This window comes from Arenimonas sp. (assembly GCF_019459675.1).
GTDB lineage: Bacteria > Pseudomonadota > Gammaproteobacteria > Xanthomonadales > Xanthomonadaceae > Arenimonas.
Genome location: NZ_JAIBFH010000220.1, coordinates 1 through 12469, shown reverse-complemented (window position 1 = coordinate 12469; position 12469 = coordinate 1). Strand labels below are relative to the sequence as shown.

Sequence of the window (12469 nt, the reverse complement as noted above, 5' to 3'; positions counted from 1 at the left end):
GCGGGGGGGCAGTATTGGGGGGTTTGAATTCAGGGGGGCGCCCTTGTCGGGTTTCCGGGGTATTTAAAAACCGCGGCCCGGAAACCCGGGCCGCGTGTTGGCTTTTCGCTGCGCAGGCGCTTACTTCACGCCGTGCATCAGCTTGTTGATCAGCGGCGCGGCCAGGAAGAACAGCACGGCGATCACGATCCCGATCAGGAACATGCTGTCGAACACGTTTGCGTACTGGGCCAGCGTGCCCGCTTCACCGCCGCCGGAGGCCTCGGCCGCCAGCAGGCCCGCGACGTAGTTGGCCATCGCGATCGACAGGAACCAGCCGCCCATCGCCAGCCCGGTTTCCTTGGGACGCGCCAGCTTGGTCACCATCGCCAGGCCGATCGGCGACAGGCACAGCTCGCCCATCGTGTGCACCAGGTAGGTGAGCGTCAGCCACACCCAGCTGATGCGGCCGGTCTCGTTGGCCATCTGCTCGATCGCGAACACCAGGATGTAGAAGCCGATCGCCGCGCCGGCCAGGCCGAAGGCGAACTTGCGCGGGATGGACGGATTCCAGTCCGCCTTGTCCAGCTTCACCCACATCGCCGCGAAGAACGGCGCCAGCAAGATGATGAACACCGGGTTCACCGACTGGAAGATGGTGAAGTGCAGCGTGGTGCCGAAGATCGTCGGCATGTCCACGAAGTCGCGGGCCAGGAAGTTCAGCGACGAACCGGCCTGCTCGAACAGGGCCCAGAACAGGATGTTGGCCGCGAACAGGATCAGCATGGCGATGTAGCGGTGCAGCTGCTGCTTTTCACCGCTGCGTACGCCGCTGGTGATGAAATACGCGGCCAGGCCGACCATCATCAGCACCAGCAGCATGCCCAGGATGCCGAGGTTGCGCAGCAGCATGCCGGTGATGCCGTCGGCGGCGAAGCGCTCGGCGAAGGCGTTCTGCCAGCCCATGTCCAGCAGGAAATACGCCGGCACCGCCAGCAGCAGCGCGCCCACGAACACCTTGGCCACGTTGCCCATGCCCTCGCGCCCGACGGGCGCGGTGCCCACGTGGCCCAGCCACGCCTTCAGCGCCTGGAACACCACCAGGCCCAGCAGCATGCCGGTGCCGGCAGCGAAGAAGCCCCAGCGATAGCCGTAGTTGGCGCCGATCCAGGCCGAGCAGACGATCGGGGCCACCAGGGCGCCGGCATTGATGCCCATGTAGAAGATGGTGAAGCCGGAGTCGCGACGGGCATCGCCCGGCGCGTACAGCTTGCCGACCAAGGTGGAGATGTTCGGCTTGAACAGGCCGTTGCCCACCACGATCACCGCCAGGCCCATGACGAAGGTCGTCAGGTCGGGCGCCATCAGCATGTAGCTGCCGATCGCCATCAACACGCCGCCCAACATGATCGAGCGCTGGTAGCCGAGGATGCGGTCGGCGACATAGCCGCCGAGGATGCCGGTCATGTAGACCAGCGAGGTGAAGCCGCCGTAGGTCACCGAGGCCTGCGCGTCCGCGCCCGGGCCCAGGTGGCTGAAGAACGCGGCCGCCACGTGCACCGCCAGCATGGCGCGCATGCCGTAATACATGAAGCGTTCCCAGAACTCGCTGCCGAACAGGTTCCACAGGGCCTTGGGATGGCCCAGGAACTCGCCGGCCGGCGGCGGGATGAATTCTTCTGGCTTGTTGCTGACGGCGCCGCTCATGCGGTCTCTCCCCTGGTGATTCTTGTGATTATGGTGCCGGCGTGCCGGGCCCCGGGGGCACTGAGGCCGAGCCGGAAGGCCGTGAAGGTGTACCGGTTTGCCCCCCGGGCGTCAAACGGCCCCGATTTTCGCCGGGGCCGTTCAGGCGGTGCTGAGGCGGGCGCGGCCTCAGCCGGCCGGCACGTACTCGTAGCTGGCGCCCACGCCCAGCGGGATGCCCAGGGCCCAGTAGCCCAGCAGGTAGGCGGTCCAGACCACCAGCAGAGTGACCGTGTAGGGCAGCATCAGGGCGATCAGGGTGCCGATGCCGCTGGACTTTACGTAGCGCTGGCAGAACACCACGATCAGCGGGAAGTAAGGCATCAGCGGCGTGATGATGTTGCTCGAGGAGTCGCCGACGCGATAGGCGGCCTGGGTGAGGTCGGGCGACACGCCCAGTTCCATCAGCATCGGCACCATGATCGCGCCGATCAATGCCCACTTCGCCGAGGCCGAGCCGATCAGCAGGTTCACGCAGGCCGTGAGCAGGATCATGCCCACCAAGGTCAGCTGGATCGGCATACCCAGCGCCCGAAGGCCGGTTGCGCCTTCAATGGCGAGCAGCGCGCCCAGGTTGGACTGCCCGAACGCATAGATGAACTGCGCGCAGAAGAATGCCATCACGATGTAGTAGCCCATGCCGCTCATGGCCTTGGCCATGCCCTGCACCACGTCGCGATGGGTCTTCACCGTGCCGGCGGCCACGCCGTAAACCACGCCCGGCACCAGGAAGAAGATGAAGATCAACGGCACGATCGAGCGCATCAGTGGCGCCGTGGCGACCAGGAGCGAGTTCCCGCCCTCGGGCACGTCCGCCGCCGGCGCACGCCAGGGCGAGGCTTCCGGAAACAGGCTCAGCGCGAACAGGGCGGCCGTGGCGGCCATCGCCAGCACCGCCATCAGCAGGCCCCGCCGTTCGGCCGCGGTGAGCGGATCGAGCGCCGGCATCTGCGCGGGGTCGCCGTCCACGGCCATGCTGCGCAGGCGCGGCTCGATCACGCGGTCGGTGAGGAACCAGCCCACCAGCACGATCAGCACCGTGGAGCTGGTGGTGAAGAAGTAGTTGTTCAGCGGACTGACCAGCACCGTGGGGTCGGTGAGCTGCGCCGCCGCCTGGCTCAGGCCCGACAGCAGCGGGTCGAGGCTTGAGGGCAGCACGGTGGCGGAGAATCCACCCGACACGCCGGCGAATGCCGCCGCGATGCCGGCCAGCGGATGCCGCCCCGCTGCATAGAAGATGACGCCGCCCAGTGGGATCACCAGCACGTAACCAGCGTCCACCGCGATGTGGCTGAAGATGCCCACGAATATCACTGCCGGCGTCAGCAGCCACTTCGGCGTCACCGCCAGCGCCGAGCGCAGGCTGGCGCTGATGAAGCCGGTGTGCTCGGCCACGCCCAGGCCCAACATGGCCACCAGCACCACGCCCAGGGGCGGGAACGAGACGAAGGTCGGCACCATCTGCGACATGAAAGCCGTGAAGCTGGCCCCCGACAGCAGGTTGTTCACCACGATCGGGCTGCCGTTGCGCGGGTCGATGGCTTCGAAAGTGATCCCCGACAACGCCCAGGAAACCACCCAAACGGCGAGCATCAGCAGCAGGAACAGCACGGCAGGATCGGGAAGCTTGTTGCCCACGCGCTCGACCACGTCGAGGGATCGGGCAACGAAGCCGCGCGGCGCGGCGGTGTCGGGGGTGGCCGGGGTCATGCGGGCTCCTGTCGAAATACTCGGATGCCCCGAATGCTAGCAGCGGTCCAGCCCCTTTGGCTCAATCTGGCTGCCCCAGCACCGTGCGCACCTCGAACAGCTCCGGGAAGAAGGTCAGCTCCAGGGCCTGCTTGAGGAAGCCCACGCCCGAGCTGCCGCCCGTGCCGCGCCGGAAGCCGATGATGCGCTCCACCGTTTTCATGTGCCGGAAGCGCCACAGCTGGAAGCTGACCTCCAGGTCCACCATCTGCTCGCAGGTGGCGTAGGCCTCCCAGTGCGTGTCGGTGTCCTCATAGATGGCCTTGAACACCGGGATCAGGCCCGGCTCGTGGGCGTGCGGCTGGGACCAGTCACGCTCCACGCAGCCGGCCGGGATGGCGTGGCCGCTGCGGTGGAGGTAGCGCAGGAACTCGTCGTACAGGCTGGGCGCCTGCAGCACCGCCTCCAGCTGGGCCTGGGCGGCGGGGTCGTGCGTGAAGACCTTCACCATCTCGGCGTTCTTGTTGCCCAGCAGGAACTCCATCAGCCGGTACTGCAGCGACTGGAAGCCCGAGGCCGGACCCAGGATGTCGCGGAACTGCAGGTAGTCGGCCGGCGTCAGCGTCTCGAGCACCGACCACTGCTCGGTCAGCTGGCGCAGCACCTGCTTCACCCGGGCCAGGATCTTCTGCATCGGGTCCAGCTGGTCGCGCTGCAGGCAGCTGATGGCGGCGCGCAGCTCGTGGATCACCAGCTTCATCCACAGCTCGGCCACGTGGTGCTGGACGATGAACAGCATCTCGTCGTGGTGGGGCGGGCTGGACAGCGGCTTCTGGGCCGAAAGCAGCGTGTCCAGCTGCAGGTAGCCGCCATAGGTGAGGCGGTCGCGCAGGTCGGTGGTGATGCCCTGTTCCAGGGCGCGTTGATTGGGGGGCTGGGTCATTGTGAGGGTTTCGTGAAAAGGCACAGGACAGGCCGCAGCCTACCCCATCCCCCGGGCCGGCGGTTTGTCACGCCGCCGCAACCGAGTCGGGCTAGAATCGCGCGCTTCGGGTGCACTCTTGCCGCCCGTGTCCAGGGGGATCCACCATGCGTAGTGCGCTTCGGGCGTCATCGTTGCTGCTTGTAATGTTTGCCGCGGGAGCGGCGTCGGCCCAGGTGTCCCTTACGGGACCGGCCTACACCCAGAACTTCGACAGCCTGTCGAACACCGCCGGTTCCACCACCAATTCCACGCTCCCGACGGGCTGGCTGCTGAACGAAACAGGCGGCGGCGCGCGTGACAACGAGCAGTACGCCGTGGACACCGGCGGCAGCAACTCCGGCGACACCTACAGCTACGGCGCGGCCGGCGCCACCGACCGGGCCCTGGGCGGCCTGCTCAGCGGCACGCTCAACCCCAGCTTCGGCGCCTGCTTCACCAACGACACCGGCGGCGAAATCACCGCGCTGGACATCGCCTACACCGGCGAGCAGTGGCGCCTGGGCACGGCCGCCCGCACCGATCGCATCGACTTCCAGTACAGCCTCGACGCCACCAGCCTGGTCACCGGCGCCTGGGTAGACGTGGACGCGCTGGACTTCACCACGCCCAACACCGCCACCGTCGGCGCCAAGGTCGGCAATGACGCCGCCAACCGCACCGCCCTGGCCAGCCAGATCACCGGCCTGGCGGTCGCCACCGGCGCCAACTTCTGCATCCGCTGGACCGACTTCAACGCCTCGGGCGCCGATGACGGCCTGGCCGTGGACGACTTCGCGCTGACCCCGACTTTCCTGCCTCCCAGCCCGGACATCAGCGTCGAGATTTCCGCCACGCCCAGCCCGGTCGCGGCCGGCGGCGTGGTCACGCTGCGCACGCGGTTTGCCAACAACAGTCCTGTGGCCAGCAGCACCTGGAACTATGCGCAGCAGCATCCCGCGGCGCTGACCTTCGCCGGCAACACTGGCTTCGAGGCCAACGTGGGGACCGCGGTTTCCTCCTGCACCACGCCCTCTGCGGCGGGCGCCGGCCTGACCTGCTTCAGCGCCGGCTCCTCTGCTAATTCCACCAACACCTTCCGAGCCGACTACACCGTCGCCGCGGATGCGGTCGGCCCGCTGGTCATCACGGGCAGCACCACGGGACCCGCCGAAGACGGTGAGCTGGACAACAACAGCGACCGCCTGGTGCTGACCCTGGTCGGCCAGGAAGCCGACCTCGTGCTTTCGCTGTCCGACAACGCCGACCCGGCCTCGCCCGGCGCCACGGTGGTCTACACCGCCGCCATCAGCAACGCCGGCCCCGGCGCCGCACTGGGCCTGCGCCTGAGCCTGCCGGTGCCGGCCAACACCACCTTCGTCAGCTCCAGCTTCAGCCCCGCCCTGTTCGACGCCTGCACCGTGGTCGCCGGCGTGCTCGAGTGCAGCGGCAGCTCCCTCGTGGCGCCCGGCACCTCGGGCAACGTGGTGATGACGGTCCAGGCCGGCGGCACCTTCGTTGGCAACCTCAGCACCACCGGCACGCTGTCTTCCGACGTGGTGGACAGCGCGCCGGGCAACAACACCGACACCGAAACCACGGCGGTCGAAGTGCCGACGCTGGCCATCCACGACCTGCAGGGCAGCGGCGAGCTTTCGCCGGTGGAAGGCTCGCTGGTGCAAACCGAAGGCATCGTCACCGCCGTGCGCAGCAACGGCTTCAACCTGCAGACCGCGCCGGGCGAAGAAGACGCCAACCCGGCCACGTCCCAGGGCATCCTGGTGTTCACCGGCGCCGCGCCGCCGGCCGCGGCGGCCGTGGGCAACCGCGTACGCGTCAGCGGCACGGTCATCGAGTTCCGCTCGTCCAGCAACCCGCACCAGGGCTTCGTGACCGAAATCACCTCGCCCTCGGTCAGCCTGGTCAGCAGCGGCAACGCGCTGCCGGCCCCGATCGAGATCACCGCGGCGCTGGCCAACCCGGCGGGCCCGGTCGAGGCGCTGGAGCGCCTGGAGGCCATGCGCGTGAGCATCGCCACTGCGGTGACCACCGGCCCCGGCGAAGGCTTCATCAATGAAAGCGAAGCCCTGTCCAGCGCCAATGGCGTGTTCTGGGCCGTGGTGGAAGGCGTCGCCCGTCCGTTCCGCGAACCCGGCGTGGGCGTGCGCGACATCACGCCCGGCATTCCGGTCAACACCCCGCGCTTCGACACCAACCCCGAGCGCATCCGCGTCCAGAGCACCGCGCAGGTCGGCGCACCCGTGATTGCGGTGGATGCCGGCGCCACGGTCACCGGACTGGTTGGCGTGCTGGACTACGGCTTCGGCGCCTACAACCTGCTGCCCGACCCCACCGCCCCGGTGGTCGTGACCGGCGGCGCGACGCCGACGGCGGTCGCCGACGCCACGGCGGCCGAGATAACCCTCGCCGGTTTCAACCTGCTGCGCTTCTACGACGACGTCAACGACGTCGGCGGCGACGTGCCGCTGTCCACGCTGGCGTTCGAGCGGCGCCTGCGCAAGACGGCCAACGCGATCTGCGAATACGTCAAGCTGCCCGACATCCTGGGCGCGGTGGAGGTCGAGAACCTCAACGCACTGCAGCGCCTGGCCGACGCCATCAACACCAATGTGCCGGGCACCTGCACGCGCAATCCGCAGTACGTGGCCTACCTGGAAGAAGGCAACGACGTCGGCAAGATCAACATCGGCTACCTGGTGAGCACGGCTGAAGTGTCCGCCGGCGTGCCGCGGGTCGGCGTGGTGGAGGTGATCCAGCACGGCAAGACCAGCGTGATCAACAACCCCAACGGCAGCACGTCCACCCTGCACGACCGGCCGCCGCTGGTGCTGCGCGCGGTGGTGAACGCCAGCAACGGCTCCAGCGTGCCGGTGACGGTGATCGGCAACCACCTGCTGTCGCTGATCGACATCAACTCGCTCGCCCCCGGCTCGAACGGCTACGCCACCACCGGCGACCGTCGTCGCGCCAAGCGCGGCCTGCAGGCACAGGACACTGCCGCGCTGATCCACCAGTACCAGCTGGCCAATCCTTCCGAGCGCATCGTGTTGCTGGGCGACTTCAACGCCTTCGAGTTCAGCGACGGCTACGTGGACCTGATGGGCATCATCACCGGCCGCGAGGCACCGGCCGACGCCGTGCTGGCGTATTTCGACAGCGCCATCACCACGCCGTTGACCAACATGACCGACACCTCGTTGCCGGCCGACCGCTACTCGTTCTCGTTCGAGGGCAGCGCGCAGTCGCTCGACCACATCGTGGTGAACCAGGCCGTGCTGGACGCCTTCGCCGGCGTGCGCATCGAACATGCCCGCATCAACGCCGACTTCGGCACCGACAACTTCGGTGACGACAGCGTGCCGCTGCGCGTGTCCGACCACGACCCGGTGGTGCTGTACCTGGGCGACGAAAGCTTCCTGACGTCCGATCTGTCGATCGGCGTGACCGCCGCGTCGTCCTCGACCGTCGCGGGCACGGCCACGTCGTTCCAGTCCTCGCTGGGCAACAGCGGCCCCGACGCGGCCAGCAGCGTGCTGGTTCGTTTCACCGCCAATGCCGAACTGGCGTCGGTGGCGGTGACCCCGCCGGCCGGCTTCGTCTGCGGCGCCCCGGTGGTCGGCGGCGGCCAGACGGTGGTCGAATGCGCCGCCGCGGAGCTGGCGGCCGGCAGCGTTGCGTTCGGGGTGGAGGCGGTGACGTCGCCGTTCCAGACCGGCGCGCTCACGCTGACCGCCACGGTGGAATCGCTCAGCACCGACCTCAACCCGGGCAACAACGTCGGCGCCGCCACGGTCACGCTGACCGCGCCCGTCGCCGACCTGCAGCTGCGCATGGTTGAAAAGCCGGCGGCGCAGGTGTTCGGGCGTGAAGCCACGGTGGGCCTGCAGGTCAGCAACCGCGGCCCGAACGCTTCGCAGACGCCGCAGTTGGCGGTGGTGATCGCGGCCGGATCGGCGGCGCTCACGGCCGAGCCGGCTTCGGGCTGGAACTGCCCCATCCTCGCGGCCACTTCGGCGCGCACCACCTTCCTGTGCTCGTTCACCGGCGCCTACGCCGACAATCGCAGCGACATCCTGCGGTTCAAGGTCAGGGCGGTGAAGTCCACCGTGGTGAACGTCTCGGCCACCGTGGCCAGCCCCACGGCTGACCCGGTGGGCTTGAACAACCAGGCCACGGCGCGCTTCACGGTGGGCTTGGGCAACTAAAGATACGCCAGCGTAGGTTGGCAACAGGGCGCGGCTTCGGCCGCGCCCTTTTTTATTGCGCGCCTGAGCTGTTCGGGGTCGGCTATGATCGAGGTCTCGCATCCCTGGGAGGGGACTCGATGTCAGTGGTTGCCAGCTTTGAAATTGAATACCTGCAGTACCTCGGTCCCGACGGTCGCCTGGTTCGCGAGGACCTGCCCGAATTTGCGCGCGACCGGCGCAACCTGGTCGAGCTTTTCAAACAGATGCTTTACGTCCGCACCTTCGACAGCAAGTCGGTGGCGCTGCAGCGCACCGGCAAGCTGGGCACCTACGCCAGCTGCCTGGGCCACGAGGCCACGCACATCGGCATCGGCAGCGCGATGCAGTACGACGACGTGTTCGCGCCGTCGTATCGTGAATACGGCGCGCAGATCGTCCGCGGCGTGAAGCCGCGCGAAATCCTGATGTACTGGGGCGGCGACGAGCGCGGCAACGACTTCTCCGGACCGCCGCACGACTATTCCTGGTGCGTGCCGATCGGCACCCAGTGCCTGCATGCCGCCGGCGCGGCGCTGGCGTTCAAGCTGCGCGGCGAGCCGCGGGTGGCGGTCAGCTGCGTCGGCGACGGCGGCAGCTCCAAGACCGACACCTACGCGGCCATCAATTCGGCCGGCGCCTACGCGCTGCCGTTCGTGCTGTGCATCATCAACAACCAGTGGGCGATCTCGGTGCCACGCAAGGCCCAGACCGGCGCCAAGACGCTGGCCCAGAAGGGCCTGGCCGGCGGGCTGGACTGCCTGCAGGTGGACGGCAACGACATCATCGCCGTGCGCGCCGCCATGGACCATGCCCTCAAGCGCGCCCGCAACGGCCACGGCGGCACGGTGCTTGAACTGGTCACCTACCGCCTTGCCGACCACACCACCGCCGACGACGCCCGCCGCTACCGCGACGACGCCGAGGTGAAGGAAGCCTGGGAGCGCGAGCCGATGTCGCGCCTGCGCACCTTCCTGATTTCCGAGGGCGTCTGGAGCGAAACCGAGGAAGCGGCCTGGAAGCTGGAGTGTGGAAAGCGGGTGGACGTGGAAGTGAACGCCTACCTTGAAACCAAGGTGCAGCCGGTTGAAGTGATGTTCGACTACCTCTACGCCGAGCTGCCCGCCGACCTGCAGTCCCAGCGCGCCGATTTGCTCAAGTGGGAGGGCCGCTGAATGGCCGCCATCACTTTGATCGAGGCCATCACCCAGGCCCTGGCCTGGGAGCTCAAGCACGACGACACCGTGCTGGTGCTGGGCGAGGACGTGGGCGTGAACGGCGGCGTATTCCGCGCCACCGCCGGCCTGCAGCAGCAGTTCGGCGACCAGCGCGTGCTGGACACGCCCCTGGATGAAACCACCATCGCCGGCCTGACGGTCGGCCTGGCCACCCAGGGCATGAAGCCGGTGGCCGAAGCGCAGTTCGACGGCTTCATGTACCCGATGATCGACCACATCGTCTGCCACGCGGCGCGCTTCCGCTACCGCACGCGCGGCCGCCTGACCTGCCCGATGGTGCTGCGCGTGCCCTGGGGCGGCGGCATCCGCGCACCCGAGCACCACAGCGAAGCCAACGAATCCATTTTCACCAACGTGCCCGGGCTGCGCGTGGTGATGCCGTCGTCGCCACAGCGCGCCTACGGCCTGCTGCTGGCCGCCATCCGCGATCCCGACCCGGTGATCTTCTTCGAGCCCAAGCGCATTTACCGCCAGTACAAGGAAGAGGTGCCCGACGACGGCGAGGCGCTGCCGCTGGACGTGTGCTTCGTGCTGCGCGACGGCAGCGACGTCACCCTGGTGACGTGGGGCGCCCAGGTGAAGGAAACCCTGGAGGCCGCTGAAGCGCTGGCCGCCGAGGGCATCAGCGCCGAAGTGATCGACGTGGCCACGCTCAAGCCGCTGGACTTCGATACCATCCGTGAATCGGTGGCCAAGACCGGCCGCTGCGTCATCGTGCACGAGGCCGCCAAGACCGCCGGTTTCGGCGCCGAAATCGCCGCCCGGCTGGCCGAAGAGTCCATGTACGACCTGGTGGCGCCGGTGGAACGCGTCACCGGTTACGACACCCACATCCCGCTGTTCCGGCTGGAGATGAAGTACCTGCCGAGCGTGGAGAAGATTGTCGCGGCCTGTCGCCGCGCCGCTGCTGCAGGAGGCTGAGTCCATGCACGCCAAGCTGAAAGCCGATTACCGCGCCAGGCACCGCAACCCGATCACCCTGGTCACTGGTGAGACCGCGATCACCGGCATCCGCGACCTGGAATGGCCCGAGTTCATCTGGGCCACCGATCCGCGCGGACGCAGCGGCTGGGTGCATCAGTCCTGCCTGCAGGAAAACGTCGCCATTCGCGACTATGACGCGCGCGAACTCGACGCCAACGCCGGCGACGAGGTGCGCCTGGTGGAGCTGCTGGGCGGCTGGTGGTGGGCTGAGAATCAAATCGGCGAACGCGGCTGGCTGCCCGAGCGCGTGCTCGCCATCGAACCAGGAATGAAATGAACCCATGAGCGAGAAAAAACTGTTCCTGCTGCCCGACCTGGGTGAAGGCCTGCCGGACGCCGAAATCGTCGAGTGGCTGGTGAAGGTCGGCGACGTGGTGCGGCTGGACGAGCCGCTGGTGTCGATGGAAACGGCCAAGGCCGTGGTCGAAGTGCCTTCGCCCTTCTCGGGCAAGGTGACGCGCCTGGCGGGCGCCGCCGGTGACGTGATCGAAACCGGTCACTGGCTGGCCGAGGTCGAGCTCGACCCCAGCCTGCCCCAGCGCGCCGACGCGCAGGACACAGGCCACTCGCACGGCCATGGCAACAAAGGCGCCGGGCAGCCCGTACCGAATGAGGAGCTGCGCGACGACGGCGACGCCGTCACCGTGCAGGCCTCCGACACCGGCGGTGAACTGCTGCGCGACGAGGGTGCGGCCCCGGACCAGGACGGCGATGCCGGCACCGTGGTCGGGGCGATGCAGAGCTCGAACGCCGTGCGCGTCGAACAGGCCGTGGCTATCGGCGGCGTCAAGGCGATGCCCGCCGTGCGCGCGCTTGCCCGGAAACTCAAAGTGGACTTGGCCCGGGTGGTGCCGAGCGGCGGCAACGGCGACGTTACGCTGGCCGACGTGAAGCGCGCGGCCGAATCAGGCCCCGCGCGCGCGCCTGCCGCCCCGCCCACCGTGGCCCGCAAGGCGGCGCCCATCGCGTCGCGTCCGGCGGCCCCGGCGCAGCGCGACGCCGACAGCAAGCTGGACGTGGACGACCCCATCCGGGGCGTGCGCCGCAACATGATCCGCACCATGTCGCAGGCCCATGCCGAGGTGGTGCCCACTTCGCTGATGGACGACGCCGACATCCACGCCTGGTCGCCGGGCGAAGACATCATGGCGCGGCTGATCCGTGCGCTGGGGGTTGCCGCGCAGGTCGTGCCTGCCCTGAACTCGTGGTTCAACGCCAAGGAGGGCACGCTGCGCCGTCACTCACGCGTGGACGTGGGCATTGCCATCGATTCCGCCGACGGCCTGTTCGTGGCCAACCTGCGCGGCGCCGAAAAACTCGACGCCTGGCAGATCCGCGGCGAACTCAACCGCATCCGCGACGGCGTCAAGGCCCGCAGCCTGCCGCCCGAAGACCTGCGCGACTACACGCTGATGCTGTCGAATTTCGGCGTGTTCGCCGGCAAGTACGCCACGCCCGTGGTGGTGCCGCCCTGCGTTTGCATCGTCGGGGCCGGCCGCCTTTACCACGCGGTGGTGCCGGTGCTGGGCGGGCTGGAGACGCACCGCCAGATGCCGATCTCGCTCACCTTCGACCACCGCGCCGCCACCGGCGGCCAAGCCCCGCCCCTCCAGCCCCCGCGGCGGGGG

The 12469-nt window shown here is 68.4% G+C and carries 8 protein-coding genes; 5 read left to right on the top strand and 3 right to left on the bottom strand.

From position 1 onward, the window contains the following. Positions 1–120: 120 nt before the first annotated feature. The 3 genes from K0M70_RS07530 to K0M70_RS07520 all read right to left on the bottom strand — a co-directional run bounded on the left by K0M70_RS07530 (position 121) and on the right by K0M70_RS07520 (position 4357). On the bottom strand, positions 121–1686 hold the full coding sequence (locus K0M70_RS07530) for an oligopeptide:H+ symporter (protein ID WP_290781147.1): 1566 nt from the start codon (positions 1684–1686) through the stop codon (positions 121–123). Between the two features lie 168 nt (positions 1687–1854). Continuing rightward, a complete protein-coding gene (locus K0M70_RS07525; protein WP_290781145.1) occupies positions 1855–3435 on the bottom strand; it encodes an AbgT family transporter in 1581 nt (526 codons plus the stop codon). A gap of 61 nt (positions 3436–3496) precedes the next feature. Further along, on the bottom strand, positions 3497–4357 hold the full coding sequence (locus tag K0M70_RS07520) for a tryptophan 2,3-dioxygenase family protein (RefSeq protein ID WP_290781143.1): 861 nt from the start codon (positions 4355–4357) through the stop codon (positions 3497–3499). Positions 4358–4572: 215 nt separating this feature from the next. Here K0M70_RS07520 and K0M70_RS07515 point away from each other — a divergent pair, with 215 nt between their 5' ends. From K0M70_RS07515 to K0M70_RS07495, 5 genes are all read left to right on the top strand, one after another. Continuing rightward, positions 4573–8601, top strand: coding sequence for a hypothetical protein (locus tag K0M70_RS07515; RefSeq protein ID WP_290781141.1), 4029 nt, complete (start codon positions 4573–4575; stop codon positions 8599–8601). Positions 8602–8720: 119 nt separating this feature from the next. After that, on the top strand, positions 8721–9794 hold the full coding sequence (gene pdhA, locus K0M70_RS07510) for a pyruvate dehydrogenase (acetyl-transferring) E1 component subunit alpha (protein WP_290781139.1): 1074 nt from the start codon (positions 8721–8723) through the stop codon (positions 9792–9794). Continuing rightward, on the top strand, positions 9795–10778 hold the full coding sequence (locus tag K0M70_RS07505; RefSeq protein ID WP_290781137.1) for an alpha-ketoacid dehydrogenase subunit beta: 984 nt from the start codon (positions 9795–9797) through the stop codon (positions 10776–10778). Between the two features lie 4 nt (positions 10779–10782). Continuing rightward, positions 10783–11118, top strand: coding sequence for an SH3 domain-containing protein (locus K0M70_RS07500; RefSeq protein WP_290781135.1), 336 nt, complete (start codon positions 10783–10785; stop codon positions 11116–11118). A 4-nt stretch (positions 11119–11122) separates the two neighbouring features. After that, a partial coding sequence (locus K0M70_RS07495; RefSeq protein WP_290781133.1) for a dihydrolipoamide acetyltransferase family protein occupies positions 11123–12469 on the top strand: 1347 nt, incomplete at its 3' end.